The 17,261-nt window shown below is 39.5% G+C and carries 11 protein-coding genes; 9 read left to right on the top strand and 2 right to left on the bottom strand.

Features of this window, described 5'->3' with window-relative positions:
• Window positions 1–378: 378 nt before the first annotated feature.
• Complete coding sequence (locus tag NSU19_RS05520; protein ID WP_066250588.1) at window positions 379–822, top strand: DUF1284 domain-containing protein; 444 nt, start codon at window positions 379–381, stop codon at window positions 820–822.
• Window positions 823–1,532: 710 nt separating this feature from the next.
• On the opposite strand, the gene NSU19_RS05525 is transcribed toward NSU19_RS05520, so the two are convergent.
• Window positions 1,533–2,588, bottom strand: coding sequence for a lactonase family protein (locus tag NSU19_RS05525; RefSeq protein WP_066251560.1), 1,056 nt, complete (start codon window positions 2,586–2,588; stop codon window positions 1,533–1,535).
• A 171-nt stretch (window positions 2,589–2,759) separates the two neighbouring features.
• Here NSU19_RS05525 and NSU19_RS05530 point away from each other — a divergent pair, with 171 nt between their 5' ends.
• From NSU19_RS05530 to NSU19_RS05555, 6 genes are all read left to right on the top strand, one after another.
• Window positions 2,760–8,234, top strand: a complete 5,475-nt coding sequence (locus NSU19_RS05530) for a lamin tail domain-containing protein (RefSeq protein WP_339199112.1) — start codon at window positions 2,760–2,762, stop codon at window positions 8,232–8,234.
• A 111-nt stretch (window positions 8,235–8,345) separates the two neighbouring features.
• The gene (locus NSU19_RS05535) at window positions 8,346–9,527 is read left to right on the top strand and encodes an IS701 family transposase (RefSeq protein WP_339197155.1); all 1,182 of its coding nucleotides are present in this window, start codon (window positions 8,346–8,348) and stop codon (window positions 9,525–9,527) included.
• Window positions 9,528–10,077: 550 nt separating this feature from the next.
• Window positions 10,078–11,247 (top strand): ISL3 family transposase, encoded by a 1,170-nt coding sequence (locus tag NSU19_RS05540; RefSeq protein WP_021292746.1) that lies wholly within the window; start codon window positions 10,078–10,080, stop codon window positions 11,245–11,247.
• A 288-nt stretch (window positions 11,248–11,535) separates the two neighbouring features.
• The gene (locus NSU19_RS05545) at window positions 11,536–12,333 is read left to right on the top strand and encodes an ABC transporter ATP-binding protein (protein WP_066248413.1); all 798 of its coding nucleotides are present in this window, start codon (window positions 11,536–11,538) and stop codon (window positions 12,331–12,333) included.
• The gene (locus NSU19_RS05550) at window positions 12,281–13,675 is read left to right on the top strand and encodes a hypothetical protein (RefSeq protein WP_339199114.1); all 1,395 of its coding nucleotides are present in this window, start codon (window positions 12,281–12,283) and stop codon (window positions 13,673–13,675) included. The genes NSU19_RS05545 and NSU19_RS05550 overlap by 53 nt, the downstream gene beginning before the upstream one ends.
• Before the next feature lie 314 nt (window positions 13,676–13,989).
• Window positions 13,990–14,262, top strand: coding sequence for a hypothetical protein (locus NSU19_RS05555; RefSeq protein WP_130158587.1), 273 nt, complete (start codon window positions 13,990–13,992; stop codon window positions 14,260–14,262).
• Window positions 14,263–14,581: 319 nt separating this feature from the next.
• On the opposite strand, the gene NSU19_RS05560 is transcribed toward NSU19_RS05555, so the two are convergent.
• Complete coding sequence (locus NSU19_RS05560; protein ID WP_066248403.1) at window positions 14,582–15,451, bottom strand: SDR family oxidoreductase; 870 nt, start codon at window positions 15,449–15,451, stop codon at window positions 14,582–14,584.
• A 195-nt stretch (window positions 15,452–15,646) separates the two neighbouring features.
• On the opposite strand from NSU19_RS05560, the gene NSU19_RS05565 reads away from it, so the two are divergent.
• Together NSU19_RS05565 and NSU19_RS05570 are read left to right on the top strand one after the other, a co-directional pair.
• Entirely contained in the window at window positions 15,647–15,871 is a 225-nt protein-coding gene (locus NSU19_RS05565) for a hypothetical protein (protein WP_339199117.1), read from the top strand.
• 97 nt (window positions 15,872–15,968) lie between these two features.
• Window positions 15,969–17,084 (top strand): IS4 family transposase, encoded by a 1,116-nt coding sequence (locus tag NSU19_RS05570; RefSeq protein ID WP_094245572.1) that lies wholly within the window; start codon window positions 15,969–15,971, stop codon window positions 17,082–17,084.
• Window positions 17,085–17,261: the final 177 nt, after the last annotated feature.

Consider the following 17,261-nt stretch of genomic DNA (forward strand, 5'->3'; position numbering starts at 1 on the left):
CTTTAAACAGGAATTTTTCAACTGAAAGCTTCGGAGCGGAAAGTTCGCCTATCACATCTTCCTTTTCATATTGAGATGTTAGAAAAGAAGCCTAATTCTTCCTTTTTGAACGCAAAAAAGCCCCTTCCTCATATCAAGACGCTGGAAAAGGAGCGGCTCCATTTAAAGTGGGTAAAACAATATTGATCAATAGATAACAGATTAGGAAAGAGGGCTTCTTATCAATAGCTTGTGAATTTGGAACAAGCTTTTGCTCGCTTTTTCGTTGTGACGCTTGTATTTTAATTTTAAAGGATGCAATGTTTTTTCACGTTTATGTTGTAGGCTGGTGCTTTTTCTCATAAGATGGGAGTAATAGAAAAAGGGGAGGAGAAATGTATGAAGCCGCTTCGCTTACGGGGGCATCATTTATTATGTGTGCACGGATTTCGCGGAATGGGATATAGTCCATCGTTTGTAGAGAAGATGTGGGAAGTAGTTACAAAAATTCGTGATGAAGAGCAAGACTTTCCCATTCAAGTCGTCTCTGCACTTGATGATGCGTGCATGGCATGTCCGCACCATGGAGAATCGACGTGCCAAGCGGATCCGAATTCAAATGAGCATGTGATTTCCATGGATCAAAAAGTAATCCGCCATTTAGGCATTGAAGAAAATGGGATTTACTTAAAATCGGAATTAATGGGGCTCACGGCCCAAAAAGTAGTCCCTGACGACTTAGATTACTTATGTGCGAATTGCTCCTGGCTTCCGCACGGTGTATGCAAAGAAGGCATCGCCAATGTCCGTAACGGGAATATTGCGCAAAAGGAAGCTAAGTAGCTTTTTACAGTTTTCGTCACTGCCAAATCTGTCAGTGTAGCTGATTGCGGCTTTTCAAAATTATTGGTGCATATTGGCGCAATCTTGTTGAAATTTTGTACTCTTTTTCGTCTTCGTCATCTTTTACATAATCCAAGTATTAGCGAAACCATGTTGAGATTTTGCCCCTGTTAAGCAGGAAATAACCTCTTCGTGGAAATAGCCGAGCGACAATTCGGCTATTCTAATTTTAAACACGGAGGCTATACTTCTTCACTATAATACTGCAAGCTTTGTAGAAAGCTGTTTCCGTTTCTTTTCTATAGGAATCATGAATGAAGATGTCATAAAGGTTTGCAGCATTTGTTGTCCGATGGATCATAAGCGGTCAGCTTAAAAGAAGGGTGCTTCCATGACGATTTTTCTTTCGAGCTCGGGAACTGGATTAATATGTTGGAGGAAAACTAGATTGTTTGAAACGCTCTGTATTGGACGACGATAAGATTTGAATTAATAAGTTGGAGGCAAACGGATTGAGCAGCACTTCACCGTTTTTATACTCTTTCACTAGGGATTCGCACTGTGATCGAAGTTGACCAACACCAATAGGCTCCTAAATTAAAAACTGATGGAAGGTGCCATTTTTATAAAAATTTGAAAGGCTCGTCTTGTTTTAAAACAAGACGAGCCTTCTTTTCGTAAAGGTGAAAATAGATTGCAAAGACATTTTTTTAGCCTTGATGAAGAAATTTCACGCAAACCGGATCAGGCACGGAAATTTCTGATGGCAAGCGTGTCAATTTGCCGGTTTCAGGATCGCGTTCAAATAAGACGGCGTTGCTTGATTCTTGGTTTGTGGCGATCACAAATCTTTCTGTCGGATCGAGGACAAAGTCTCTTGGCCAATGGCCGCCGGTGCTTGTCCATTCAACAAATTCAAGCTTGCCCCCATCATTTTCTACCTTGAAAACAGCAATGCTGTCATGGCCGCGGTTAGCAGCATAAACGAACTTGCCGTCGGAAGAAATGTGAATGGCGCTGCCTTGGCTGTTTTCTGCGAAATCTTCCGGAATTGCTGGGATGTATTGCAGCTCTTGAAAGCTTCCTTCATCTGCATTATAAGAAAGAACGATCACTTCATTGCTTAATTCCGTCATCACGTAAGCGAATTTTCCGTTTGGATGAAAGACGATATGGCGAGGGCCGCTTCCAGGTTTAACAGAAAGGCTGCTCACCTTCTTTAAAACACCTTGATCACAAGAGTAGGTAATAATTTGGTCAATTCCTAAATCAACAGCTACAACATACTTTTCATCTGGTGTAAACCCCGAATAGTGAGCGTGCGGTTTTTCTTGCCTTTCAAGATTAGGGCCTGAACCTGTATGTTCTGCAACGCTTGCCGCTGGATTTGCGCTTTTGTCTTCATTCAGCAAGTAAGCCTCGATCGTTCCGCGATGGTAATTAGCGGTGACGACGAAATGGTTTGCTTTGTTGACGCTGACGTGGCACGGAGAAGGTCCTTCCGTCACTTGCTGGTTGATGCTTTGCAGATCGCCTGTTTGTTCGTCAATGGAAAAAACAGCAAGCCCCCCTGAATTTCCGTCTTTAACAACCGAATATAAATTTTGATTGTCTTTGGAAATCGCGACATATGTCGGATTGTCAAGCTCTGCTGCTACTTTAGCTTCACTAAGCTCTTTTTTCTCAGTGTCCAATGTAAATTTGTAAATGCCTTTGCTTTCACCTTTCGTATATGTACCGATATAACCGATGAATGGATTTGCCACGAAACATGCTCCTTTCAAATATACTTTTCTAGAATTATATCATGGAAATTCTCCTATTTTTCTATTTTAAACTGAACGAAAATTAGACAAAAATTTACAAATAATTAAAATCAACTAAATATTTCGATATTACAATAATTGAGGTTAGAAAATTTTAGGGAGGAGTTTTATTTGAGAAAAAGAAAGAGACGCTCTATGCTGGCTGGAGCTTCCGCTGTTTTGCTTGTTCTTGTTTCCGTGTTAACACCGATACATACGTATGCAACAGCAACAGTTGCAGGAGACGCCGAGCAGCAGATGGAGGAACAAACGAAATCAACGGATAAACCAAATCAAGAACAACCGCTTCATCAAAATGACAGCGAGCCAAATGTTGAAGAAAACAACTCTCAGCAAAACGAAGTTCAACAGGACAAAAGTGATGAAAGACAGCCTGATGCAGCAAATGAAGAAGTGAAAGAACCTGCAAAAGGAGGGGATCATCCATCTTCTCCGGTTAATGAAAGTGAACAAAAGCAGCAAAAACCAGAACAGCAAGATACTGATACAGTTCCCGAAACTTCAAAACAAGAACCAGAAGCAAATTCACAAACTACCCCCCAACTTGAACAGCAAGCTGTAACACTGCCACTGGAAATTGTTCATCAGCCACCGGCAGTCATTCAAAAAGGCCGGCCGCTTAAAATTGATGCGGAAGGAAAAGACCTTGCAGAGTTGACATTGTTTTATCGTACAGCTCCGGGTATGCTTGTGAAAAGCATGAAAATGGAGAAAATAAATGATACAACCTTTACGGCAACTGTACCAGAAAGCGACTTATGGTCTTATACTTTTTCTTATTGGTTTGAAGGGAAAAATGAGACAGAAACAACAAGACTTCCAATAAATTCTTCTGAAACATTTTCAGTAGCTATTCAACAAGATGCGGAACCGGATTATCAAAAAGTTCCGAAAATCTTAATCACCGAACTGGCTCCAGACACGTCAAATGTCGGAAGTGCTGACGGATATGAATTTATTGAGCTTTACAACAATACTAACAAGCCGATTGAATTGCGAAATTATGAACTTCATTATCAATATCCGGGTACAGCAAAAGCCGATCAAGTTTTTCAATTTTCGGACAATCAAGTAATAGCTCCGCAAAAAACTTTCATTCTCTGGGTGAAAAATAGTTCTAATCAATCTTTAAGATTGGAAGATTTTAATCAATTTTACGGAACGGATTTGAAAGAAAGCGAAGTCCAAGCCTTGCCATTTGAAGGAATGGCTAACAGCGGCGTCCGGGCATTAGCTGTTTATTCCAAGGACGGTTCATTAGTATCTGCAGCAGCATATAATGACGGAACAGATGATGTAGAAAGAGATAAAGGAATTATTTACCAATTTACGGAAGGGACGGCAATGAAAAAAATTGGCTTAAGTGAAAAAGCCAATCCGGGTGCATTGATCGAAGGGCAAGTGCCGAAGACACCTGTCGCCATTGAAGAGCCTGATGACAAAGAAGCTCCTGTCATTACACATCAGCCAATAGCAGAATGGGAAAGCGAGGAGCCATTAATTGTAAAAGCTACAGTCACTGATAATAAACAAGTCCGTTATGTCACATTATTTTATAAATTGACGGAAAATGGAGCATACAAATCCCTTCAAATGACTGAAAACGGAAATCAAAATGAATATAGGGCGGCGATTCCCAGTGCAGGCATGTGGGGAAGCGAACTCCTATATTACATAGAGGCATCAGATGGAACAAACACGGTTAAAACCGAGGAATACCATGTTCAACTTAAAGCTCCCAATGTTGATTATCAAAAAGTGCCAAAACTTCTCATCACTGAAGTAGTTCCGGACAGCGCCAATATAAACGGATTGGACGGTTATGAATTTATTGAAATTTATAATAATACTAATCAAACCATTGACTTTAAAGATTATAAGATTCGCTATCGCTATCCACAGGAAGGAGCAGAATCCGATCTCATTTGGGGACCTCCTAATGATGATCAATCACTGCAAATTCCTTCAGGTGGGACGCTTGTATTTTGGATCATCAATCAAGGGAATGCCTCGTTGACTGTTGAAGATTTTAACAAACATTACGGTGTTTCGTTAGAAGAGAACAAAAACATTGTGAAAATTTATAATAACGGGATGGCCAACAGCAGTGCGAGATCATTGGTAATTGCCACAAACAGCGGAAAAGAAATTTCTGTTGCTCATTACAACGATCAAGTAAATGTTGATGATACAAAAGCGGACAAAGGGATTTTATACAAATATCCTGCAGATGGAAGCAATATAATGCAAAAAATTAGTGCCGGCGTGGAGGCGGCAACACCCGGATCGGTAAAAGACGGACAGACTCCGAAAGGGAAAGTAACGGTTCCAGCCGATTCAATGGCGCCAACTATTGAAAATTTAACAAATACTGAAAAAGCCATGGAAACGGATAATATTTTCATCAAAGCGGAAGTAAAAGATAATATCGAAGTCAAAACCGTTTCTTTATACTACCGGACAAAACTACAAGAACCATTTAAAAAAGTGAATTTAGAAGAAAACTATAATTCGAGATTATATGAACATACGATTTATTCGCCTGAATTAATTGGGAAAAATATAGTTGAGTATTACTTTGTCGCTGGCGATGGGACGAATATCCAAGAGTCTCCTCATTTTACGGTTCAAATTGAAAGTGCAAATAAGAAGCAGGGCTTGCGGTTAAACGTAGAAAACGGGCAAATTGTTTCCAAAGAAACCGTTGTGAAGGCAACAGGCGATCTTACACCTGAGGAGCTTTCCTTATACATTGACGGAACAAAACAAACAAACACATTCCGTACAATTGAATCCGACGTTTATTTTGCCTTTGATGTTCGGAAAACGAATCTTTATTTTCAAAACGGTGTGACGATCGGTAATGACATTTTGCGGATTTTCGATGACACCATTAATCAATATACAACAATTACGGTTCCGGTTTCGCCGGAAAGGCTGAAAATCGGGGAAGACTTATCAATTGCGATTAGGGCAGGCACAAAGGTCAGTCCATTTGATGAAACATCTGAAGAAAATCGAGATGATTTTTATGTAAAAAATGTGCGATTAGTTTTATCTGACGGCACAGCTCTATACAGCAGCGAGTATCAAGAACCCGAACAGGAGATTTCCGTCGGCGACAGTGCCGGATTAAGCCCGGTTGTCGAATTTACGTTCAATATTCCGGATGAAAAATTTACTTCCCTCGGTTACTTATGGAACAGCGAAAATGAAGAAGATGGCGAGCATGAAGTGAAAGCAGTTGACCAAAAGGGGAATGAAGTGAAATCGACAGTTATTGTCGATAACACAATGCCAATCATTAAACCAACTATTGAGGAAGGAAAAAAATATAAAGGACCTTTTGTTATTGATGCTGAAATTCAAGATAAATGGAGTAAAATTAGATCGATCACTGCCAAATTAGATGATCAATATATCGATCTTCCATTTGCAGCTTCGTCAGCACAGCTTCAATCAGGCAAACATCAACTTGTCATTACAGCTATTGATGAGGCAGGCAATGAAGGCAAAAGCGAAGTCACTTTCTATACAGTGGACGAACATCCGCTCTTACCTGATTTTTCCGAAACAGATGAGGATGCTTTAAGTGCTAAATTGTCCGTAAGGGTGGCGGATCCGACAATGGACGATCTTGATGTATCTTTCTTTCAAGCTTTTCAGTATAAAGCATCAGATGAAGAACATGTAGATATTTTGCAAAATGCATCTGATACAGAACCGCCTGCTGGATTTCAAGTTGAAGGCGAAAAAGTTCTTTCGAAAGATGAACGCAGGAAGTTGGAAAACGCAGATGGCGAGGCGCTTGCAACAACATCAACTGAGCAGTTTCCGTATCATCGCTTCAACGTTACCGTTGATCAAAAAGTTGATGAAAATGATGAAATAGAACTTATTTGGAACGGTTCTTCATTGCCGGGACGAAAAGTGACGATGTATGCCTGGAACAATATGGAAAATAAATGGAAGGAAGTTGCTTCACAAACTGCCGGTGAAGAAAGATTTCAATTGAAAGGGAGCGTAATTGCGAAAGACTATGTGAAAAACCAAAAGGTGAGCGTGATCGTTCAAGACCAAATCGCGCAAACTATAGATTATGATTATACGTTTGTATGGATGAGCGATACGCAATATTATTCGGAAAGCTATCCACACATTTATCAAAAGCAAGTCGAATGGATTCGAGATCAAAAAGATAATCTCAATATTCAGTATGTATTTCATACAGGTGATCTAGTCGATGAAGCAGATGATCACAATCAATGGGCAGTGGCCGATCAAGCTATGAAAGTGCTAGATGATGCAGGAATCAGATATGGAGTTCTAGCCGGCAATCATGATGTTGGCCATAAAGACGGAAACTACAACAATTATTATCAATATTTCGGCGAAAATCGGTTTGCAGGTCGTGACTATTATGGAGGTTCTTATAAAAATAACCGCGGTCATTATGATTTAATTTCGGCGAACGGTAATGATTATATTATGGTGTATATGGGCTGGGGCGTTTCGGATGAAGATTTGGACTGGGTGAATTCGGTGCTTGAAAAGTATCCCGATCGGAAAGCAATTTTAGCATTCCATGAATATTTACTAGTCAGCGGAAACCGTAGCCCGATTGGAAATCAAATTTTTGAAAAAGTTGTTAAACCAAATAAAAATGTGATGGCGGTATTATGCGGACATTATCATGACAGCGAGACATTAGTCGATGAGATTGATGATAACGGAGATGGAGCGCCTGATCGAAAAGTTTATCAAATACTTGCGGATTATCAAGGCGGTCCAGAGGGCGGCCAGGGCTATATCCGTTTGCTGCACTTCAATACAGATACGAATCAAATTTATGTAAAAACATATTCGCCTTATTTAGACGACTACAACTTTTACGATCCGGAACAGTATCCAGGAAAAGATGAATTTATCATTGAAACCGATTTACAACCGCAAGAGAAAAAAGTAGCAACAGATTCTTTTGTTGTCAACGTCTATACCGACAGCTTGATCGGCAAAGTCGAAAACGTTCCGAGTGGCGAAGTGGCCTCTGTCATGTGGCATGATTTAGAGCCAAACCAAGTGTATTATTGGTACACGGAAGCGGAAGATCAATTTGGCGGTAAAACGCGCTCATCGATTTGGTCTTTCCAAACGAAAGAAGGTGAAATTATTCCAAATCCGGCTGATCCGGGAGAAGGCGGAAATGATCCAGAAAAAGACAACAGGGATAAAGGTGGTCAAGACGATAAAACACCTTCCGAAGGCGGCAGCAAAGAACATAAAACACCTTCCGAAAGCGGCGGCCAAGAAAAAGATCAAGATCATTCGGGTAACGAAGTTCATCCTGAAAACGAAAATCATAATGGAAACAACGGTAGCGGATCAGGCGGCACAAATAATCCTTCTGGTACGGATGGAACTACGGATGGAACGAAATTTGAACAGGTGAGTGAGAATCAAGCTTCGGCATCACTTCCGGATACAGCAACGTACGTGTATCGCTGGCTGCTGATAGGCATGCTGCTGATAGCAATGGGAATGATGCTGAAGATTCGTCACCGCAAAGCTATTTACAACAGTAGATGAGCAAAATCACTAACATAAATTTACATCGAAACAAAAAAGGAGACATGAACCCGATTCCTTGGTTAGAATAGATGTGCCAACAAACCATTCACACAAGGAGGTTCATGTCTCATGAATAGATTAGCACATCATCAAGGAATCCACAAGTTTTTCACGATGTTGGGGTTGGCACTTTATTTTTCAAAACCTGTCATGAAGCATCTCGTTCATATCGTGGATGCGATGATCACGAAAGGCTTTTCTGGAACGTTGACCGATCTTCATCATTGGAGCTTTCACCCCAATCATCGAACGACACTCAGCCATTTTTTCACGAAAAGCCCTTGGGATGAAGAGACGCTGCTTGGCAAACTCCAGCAATGGATGCTTCATCGTGTCGAACGGATCGCCAAACAGAAAAATCAACCCCTTTTTGTTTCGATCGATGATACGATTTGCCAAAAAATCAAGCCTTCGTCACGGGCAACGCACGCCATTCAAGGGTGTGATTGGCACTATTCTCACACAGAGAAAAAGTCGATCTGGGGACATTCTCTTGTTTGGCTCATGGTTCATACGATGACCCAGGCTTTTCCCTTTGCGTTCCGCCTCTACGACAAGGCGGCTGGGAAAAGCAAGGGGGAACTCGCGATCGAGATGCTTTCTTCTTTGGATGTACGCCGTCCCGTTTATGTGCTGATGGATTCGTGGTATCCATCGCAAGCGCTCGTGGAAGCCTGTCTGAAAAAAGGATTTCACGTCATCGCGATGCTCAAAACGAACCGGATTCTCTATCCGAAAGGCATCGCCATCCAAGCCAAACAGTTTGCCCGCTATATCGAACCGAACGACACCCATCTCGTCACGGTGGGAGAAGAGCGTTATCGCGTGTATCGCTACGAGGGATCGCTGAAAGGTCTCGATGATGCCGTTGTGTTGTTGGCTTGGAAAGCCGATCAGCCGATGACACCCGAACATCTTCACTGCGTCTTGAGCACCGACCGGGAGCTAAGCGATGAAGAGATCTTGCGCTACTATGCCCAACGTTGGTCGATCGAATGCTTTTTTCGACAAGCGAAAGACCAGCTGAAGCTCGATGGGTACCGTGTTCGTCATCGTCGGGCGGTGAAACGGTATTGGATCTTGGTGCAACTCGCTTATGTGTACAGTATGGTCGAGTCCAACCGGGATTTCTCTACTGGGCTTGATCTTCTCCGAACGAAGAAAGGGCATAGTCTCGTCGAGTTCATTTACCATGCAGCGAAGCAAGATATTCCCATTGATGTTGTCAAAAAACAGCTCCATGTGGCATAAGGGGTACCCTGTTTGTCTCTTTTGGTATGGTAATTATTGTTATGAAAATTGCTCATCTACAGTTACAAATAAAATAGGAACCCCCCAAAGCACATGTGCTTTGGGGGGTTCTTGGTGCGCCCGACATGGGTGTAATCTCTAGGATGAAAGTCCCGAGCTCTGAAGGCAGAAGCAGCATTTAGCTTAACGCAAGGGGTGTCCGTGGTGGCACGGATTCTGATGGAAGCGGGCGGCAAACTTTGGGTCTCTTGCCTGAATAGTCAGCCGTCCTATGATTTTTTCCATTAAAAAATGACCATTTGAAAACTTCTTCTATATCTATTATGAAAAAACAATTTCTATAAAGTTTGTAAATGATCGGAAATTAAAATTGACAAAAAGAAAAAAGTATTGGTAAAATTACCAATGAATTGGAAAATTATATATAATATGGCTCTTCACCACAAAATGTACTTGACAATCAGGTTGTTTTCTGATCAAGGGTACAAAAAATGCGAAATTTCCTGTATGGTAAAGGTGACCAAACCATCAACCATGGAGGAAATTTCGCATGCAATCTCAGTTTATCAAAGATTTGATCACTTTACCAGGCTTTCTTATTCATGGAGAACGAAAAGAGGGAGAACGATGGATTTTTGAACTTTCCCTCCCTCCTCATTGTCCGATCTGCCCGACTTGCTTCGGACGGACAACCAAAATATCATCGAAACGAAAACAATGGATTCATGGCTATACAAATACGGTCGGTTTATTTTGGATTGAACTTCCCATAGAAAGACGGCGTTGCCAAGCCTGTTTTCTGACGTTCACCGTTTCTTATCCGGGACTTCCGTCTCACAGTATCGCGACGGAATCGTTTCAACATTGGGTCGCCCAGTTATGCATCGGAAAAACGATTCAAGAAGTCGCTCGCTTGTTACAACTCGCCTATACGACAGTAGAACGCTGGTTTTATCAATATGCCCCGGCTCTTTTACCAACATCGAATCCTACAGTAGTATGTGTGGATGAATTCGCTTTCCGAAAGGGACATGATTACGGAGTAGCGGTGATGGACACACAGACTCGGAATGTCCTTTCCATTGCTTCTGGAAAAAATGAAGAAGCCATTGTGGAGGCGCTTCAACCCGTCGCCTCCAAAGTGAAGTATGTTGTCAGCGACTTGGCTCCTGCCATGAGAAAAGCCATTGAAAAGGTATGTCCAAAAGCCATCCATGTTCTTGACCACTTCCATGTGATTCAGTTATTCACCGATGCACTGGAACGTTGTCGCAAATACCTTGCCAAAGGCGGAACCAAACATGGAAGCGTTCGCCGCGTGTGCCGATTGTTAAGCCAACGTCCAGAAAAATTAACAGAAGAAGAGAGACAGGAAGTTCGACAATGGTGCCAAGAAAGTGCTTATTTACGTGATGTCTATCAAGCACTTCAACATTTCCGTTACGTATCCAAAAGCCAAACAAGAAAGCAAGCCGAAACTCGTTTGACCCAATGGTTTGACCGGTACCTTTTTAGCGACTGTGCCGCCGTACGCAGTATTGCCAAGGCACTCATCACCCGAAGAGACGCAGTGCTTTCTTGCATCGTTTTTTCTTACTCAAATGGTCCAATGGAAGGAATCAACAACAAAATAAAATTGATCAAAAGGCGAGGATATGGGTATCGAAATATCCAGCGTTTTACTTTGCGTGTCCGTCTAGAGACCTCTATCACATTTTAACGTAAAAATCAAGTACATCTTTTGGTGATGAACCTATAATATTCAAAAGAATGAAAGTGAAGTTTATAGTTTACAAAGAAAATAGATTTTTCCATTATTCATCGGGATAAGCAGTGGTTTTAGCACAAGTATCTTTATACAAAATAAAAGAACTATTTTCAGTTATTGTTGATCGCTGGACAGTGCATTTACGTGAAGAAAAAAGGATAGAAAACATGATCCCGTTTTCTCTCTTTCGATCTATCATAATTGAATGTTTCCAATCAACTGCAAAGCGGGGAATATAGAATGCTGTCATTATATATTCAACACAAGAGACACGGTGATGAATTTGAGCTGAAAAATATAGAAGTGACCATCATGCCTTCTCAAATCACATTATTATTAGGTCATAATGGGGCGGGGAAAACAACCATTATTAAATCACTCTTTGGATTAATGGATTATGTCGGTACTTTATCCGTAAATAACAAAAAGATTGATTTGAATGTTTCTGAAGATGTGGATTATTTGAAGAAAAATGTTTCCTATATTTCAGATGAGATTGCTCTTTTCGATTATTTGACGCCGAAAGAATACTTCTCTTTAATCGAAAACTCATTTAAACATCAGGTAGACCATCAGTTATTAGAAAAGCTTATAAAAATTTTTGAACTTGAAAGGTATCTGCATATACCGATAAGCAATTTATCTCATGGCAATAAGAAAAAAACACAAATTGTTTCACAGCTTTTTAAAGGAAGTGAATTTGTCATCTTTGACGAGCCGACGAACGGGCTGGATCCCGATATGGTCATTATCTTGCGGAAAACTCTTCATTTTTTAAAAACAAAAGGCATCGGGATTTTATTGTCCACCCATCACCTTAGTTTTGGGGAAGAATTGTACGACAAGGTTATTTTGCTTCGAAACGGAAAAGTAAAATTAAATTGTACGCGGGATCAAGTATTTGAGCAGTTTGGCAGAATGTCTTTGGAAGAAATATATGAAGAGGCAAACAAGGATTATTACTTGAAAGCAGAGGAGATTTTAAATGCCCCCGATGTTCGAGATAATAGCGAGGATCGAGATTCCGAAACAGGTTAAAAAAGCAAAAAATATCTTTTTGAACTACCCGACTCATTTATTGGCAGTTGTTTTAGGAGCGATTCTCCTTTATGTCGTATATGCCTTAATTTTATTTCAATATTTGGATTTCATTCCATTGAATAAGACAGACGCTTTTGATTCAATTTTGGTGTTCAGCATCTTATTGGCGTGTTTCCTTATGATATTTTCCAGAGAAAAGTTAAAAAGAAAGGAGTATGCCTTTTTCTTTTTAAACACTTCTATTAATGCGGGTCAATTTGTTGCGGGAAGCTATTTTTTGTTATATGTCTTTTTTAACATCTTCATTTTTTTCGCATTTTTGCCTTTGCTCATTTCTTTTTATATAAAACATATTCAAATACATATCTTTCATATTTTTCTAGTTCTTCTTTTGTTGTTTATTATTTTTTGGTTCATCCTGTTTATTTGGATTTTATCCTCTTTGATTGTCGGAAAATGGCTGGGCAGACATAAAGATGGACTTTATTTCAAATCATTATTATTTATGTCCATCATATGGGGGCTGCATTTTGTTTCTAAACATATGGCGGAGCGTATAGGAAATTTCGGCTTTCTGTTTTGGATCGGTTGTTTGGTCGCTCTTTTAATATTATGGATAGGGATAAAAAATTTATCGGGAAGGTATTTATTTGGTTTATTTCAGCAAAGCCATACAGGTAATTATCCTAAAAAAATAAAAAGCAAGGAATTTAAGCTTAATCATTACGTTATTCATTTTGTATTGGAAGCAATCTATTATTTTCGAAATCGACTTTTTGCGGAAATGGCTCTTATGTTCTCGATTCTCTATGCTCTCACCATAGGGGTTTATATTTTCTCGGATGCAATGACCTTTGCCATTGTATATTCATTTATTATGAATTTAGGTTTAAAAGAACTTATGATTGTTTTGCCTTTATGTATTGGGATGCATTTTAGGCAATATAATCTTTCCATATTTATGATCAATGCACCGGCTTCCGTCTATTTTTTTCCGAGAATATTCATGGCAATAGCAGTAAATTTTATGATTTATTTTTTATTTGTAGTTTTAAATTGTTTTATATTAAATCAAGATTTTCTTCCGCAATTAACCGGAATTTTTTCTATTTTTTTCGTTACAATGCTCTCAACCTTTGCCGGATTTATAGCGAGAATTCATGACGGGAATAAGGCTGTAGCGTTAATTATAATCCTTGTCATTGTGGCAATCATTGATTCTTTTTTACATTATTTCATTTCGCAAAGTTATTATATTGATTTTATATATGTTGCAGGCGGGATTTTTCTATACTTGATTTCTCAAAATATTTTTTTAAGAAGGCCTGTTTTCAAATGATAAAAGTGCTATTAGCAGTCTGGCCTCCAATTTTTCATGAGACGGGATATATCGCAATGAATTATAAAGAGGGGATGAAAAATATTGGACTTCGGCAAATAATCAATTTGAAGTATTTTTATGTAATATATTTCAATTCTGAAATAAATTTGTGCATTTGCTCCAATGGCAGTGTCGATAGTATGAATAAATATGACTGACAGCTTTTTTGTGAAGATGTTATTTTTAACATCGTTATGTAATTTGCTCTTTTTGTCCTCAAATGGCCTGATGAAAAAAATTGTAAAAGCAATAGAAGAAATGAGGAAGATGTTATGACAACTTTCTTTAGAGCGCTTATGGGCGGAATCAGTTTAGTTTTTCTGTACGCTTTAATAGTTCTAATAACCCCTTTTATTATTCGGTTATCCGGCATCACCCACATTGAATCAAGTCCGAAGATTCTGAACCTTCCCTTATATGTCATCAAAATAGAGGGAAGTAAATTTGTAGCGGAAGCGACCTGGTTAGGCTTAATTCTTTCACTTGTAGCAGGCACGGCTTTTTATTACTTGGTTCATTTCTTTACAAGAAACAGATCCCGTTAATTCATAGAAGGAGCCGCTGAAGAGAGGGGCTTGTAAAAAATTTTGCTTATTTTTCACGACATACCGTCAAGCAAAATATTGAATGCCACGAAATTTTCTTCTTTACTTTGGATTTGAAAGCGATTGATGCAGTCTGTAGAATTTTCTAGGAATTAACAATCCAGGGAATTCATTTATCAGCACCTGACAGGAGCGAACATGTATCGATGACTTTGTTTAGCATATTGATCTGGCCATGTGGATATTGCTCTCAGATATGCCAGAGCTATTTACAAATAGAAAAGCCCCAAAGTATTGGATTTTGGGGCCTTTTTGCAGATTAACCATTTACGATCGTGCCGCCGTTTACGTGGAGAATTTGCCCTGTCATATAAGTAGAATCGTCACTTGCTAAATATACATAAGCAGGCGCAACTTCCATCGGCTGTCCGGGCCGCTTCATCGCTGTGTTGGAGCCAAAAGAAGCTACTTTTGTACGATCAAAAGTAGAAGGGATGAGCGGTGTCCAAATGGGTCCTGGCGCTACACCGTTGACTCGAATGCCTTTAGGGGCCAATGATAAAGCAAGCGAACGGGTAAATGACGCAATGGCGCCTTTAGTTGCCGAATAATCAATGAGCTGTTCATTTCCATGATAGGCTGTAACAGATGTCGTATTTATGATCGTGCTGCCTGTCTTCATATGGGGAAGAACAGCCTTTGTCATGAAAAAGAACGAAAAAATATTGGTCCGAAACGTTCGTTCAAGCTGTTCTGCTGTAATGAATTCAATTCCTTGCTGCGGATGCTGCTCGGCTGCGTTGTTTACTAAAATATCCACTTTTCCAAATTGATCTTTTGCTCCTTTCACCGCTTGCTGGCAAAATGCTTCGTCGCCGAGATCGCCGGCTATTAAATGACATTTGCGCCCGAGCTGTTCAACATACCCTTTTGTTTCCTTTGCATCTTCATGCTCATTTAAGTAAATGATGGCCACATCGGCACCTTCTTTGGCAAACAGCACCGCAACCGCCCTCCCGATGCCGCTGTCGCCGCCGGTAATGACCGCTGTCTTTCCTGCAAGCTTTCCGCTGCCTTGATAAGAAGGATCATCAAAGATTGGTCTTGGATTCATAAACGATTCAATCCCCGGCTGCACATTTTGCTGTTGAGGCGGAAGTGTATTAGGCTGATTTTGCTGCTGAACCATAAAAACCTCCTCCTAAAACAAGTAAGTATATAGTTAGTATGGGAAGTTGGCGGGATAATAAACAAAAATTGATTATCGGTATATTTTAGAAAAAAATGATTTTTCAAAAATCTATTGATACTACAATCTGTTTTATGGTTATATTTAGGTGAAGTAACAGTATTTGGTTATAAAATAAAATGGAGAATATTTGATATGACATTTGGAAAAAGCGAACCGTTAATAACAAAATGGCTTTTGGGTGATGAAATGTTAATAATAAAGTGGCTTAAATGGAAATTAATGATAAGATGGAGAAATAAATCGGAGAATATAAAACTGATCCCTGATAAATATTTAGAAGGAAAGACATTATTTTTATTGAGTATCTTAAAAATCACTAGCATTGCAGTAATTAAATCTGATGATTCAAAATACTAAGAATGTTCAATTTTTTATTGATTTCGAAACAAAAAAATCCTTTACAATGGAAGTACAGGTGGTTCCTGCCCAAATCCAATCGTAAAGGATAACCATTATGGACAAGAATACACTAATTTCATCATTTGGTAAATGGGTTTCACCCATAAATATTCAAAAACTTAGCGAACAAGTCAAAGAATTGAAACAGGACTATTACACAAAAAAGCTGACAACAGAAGCCTATATTAAACTTTTATTGGTAGCCCAGCTGCTCGAATTTAAGAGCTTAGAGGAAATGAGTGATGCACTTGTAGACGAAGATCTTCAAAAAGCACTCGGATTTGAATCGATAAGTGCCTCTCAGCTATCCCGAAAAAACAATCAGATCCACCCACTCATTCTTGCAAATTTGTTCTTGGATCTTGTTTGGAAAATTCAACGGTACCATTATCAAAACGGAAAGAATATGCCACTGAAAATCATTGATTCAAGTACACTCCCGTTGAATTTGACCCATTATAAATGGGCAAAATTCCGGAAAACAAAAGCTGGTGTAAAGCTACACTTACGGCTCGTTTTCATGGATAAAGACACCGTCTATCCTGAAAAAGCAGTGATTACGACAGCAAAAGAACATGACCGAAATCAACTCGAAGTCCTAGTGGATGATCAAGAAGCCATGTATGTGTTTGACCGCGGTTATGTGGACTATGAACGTTTTGATCGGATGACAGATGATGGCTATTTCTTCGTTTCAAGACTGAAGAAAAACGCAGTCATTCGTGAAGTCTATACATTTTCACTTCCTGATGATTGTCACGTTCTATCCGATAAAATGGTCTACATTGGTACCACACAAAATCGTACTGAAAATGTCTTTCGTCTACTAGAAGTTATGGACACAAAAGGGAACTTACTTCGTTTCATCACCAACCGATTTGATTTAAAACCAGAAGAGATAAGTGATATTTACCGATCTCGCTGGGCTATTGAACTCTTTTTCAAATGGCTCAAGCAACACGTAGAAATTAAGCACTTTTATGGAATGAGTGAAACAGCTATTCAAAATCAAATTTTCTTAGCCCTGATCACGTATTGCTTACATGTTCTCATTCAATTGGAGATGAAAAGTAAGAAATCCCTACTTCGAATTACTCGTTGGTTAAAGAGAGCTCTGTGGAAACCAGCTTATGTTTGGTTGCGAAAATTTGATGGGCGAGCCAGTCCATAATCTCCCTTTTGTCGTTGTCGCTCTGGTTTAACTGTATATATTTACCAAATGGGCAGTGCCACCTTTCTTTAGGTTTTGTCTTTTTGGCACAAATTCACAAAAAATAATTAACAGAAAATTCTAACTATATTTATGCAATGCTAATGCTTAAAAATATACTTATTTTTTCGATGAATC

The sequence above is a fragment of the Aeribacillus sp. FSL k6-2211 genome (assembly GCF_037966125.1).
GTDB classification, from domain to species: Bacteria; Bacillota; Bacilli; order Bacillales; family Aeribacillaceae; genus Aeribacillus; species Aeribacillus composti.

Excerpts from the sequence above, each read along its gene's own strand:
- NSU19_RS05535 (WP_339197155.1), top strand. The coding sequence starts at position 8,346 with ATGAATAGATTAGCACATCATCAAGGAATCCACAAGTTTTTCACGATG.
- NSU19_RS05555 (WP_130158587.1), top strand. The coding sequence starts at position 13,990 with ATGACAACTTTCTTTAGAGCGCTTATGGGCGGAATCAGTTTAGTTTTT.
- NSU19_RS05565 (WP_339199117.1), top strand. The coding sequence starts at position 15,647 with ATGACATTTGGAAAAAGCGAACCGTTAATAACAAAATGGCTTTTGGGT.
- NSU19_RS05520 (WP_066250588.1), top strand. The coding sequence starts at position 379 with ATGAAGCCGCTTCGCTTACGGGGGCATCATTTATTATGTGTGCACGGA.
- NSU19_RS05545 (WP_066248413.1), top strand. The coding sequence starts at position 11,536 with ATGCTGTCATTATATATTCAACACAAGAGACACGGTGATGAATTTGAG.
- NSU19_RS05540 (WP_021292746.1), top strand. The coding sequence starts at position 10,078 with ATGCAATCTCAGTTTATCAAAGATTTGATCACTTTACCAGGCTTTCTT.
- NSU19_RS05550 (WP_339199114.1), top strand. The coding sequence starts at position 12,281 with ATGCCCCCGATGTTCGAGATAATAGCGAGGATCGAGATTCCGAAACAG.
- NSU19_RS05570 (WP_094245572.1), top strand. The coding sequence starts at position 15,969 with ATGGACAAGAATACACTAATTTCATCATTTGGTAAATGGGTTTCACCC.
- NSU19_RS05560 (WP_066248403.1), bottom strand. The coding sequence starts at position 15,451 with ATGGTTCAGCAGCAAAATCAGCCTAATACACTTCCGCCTCAACAGCAA.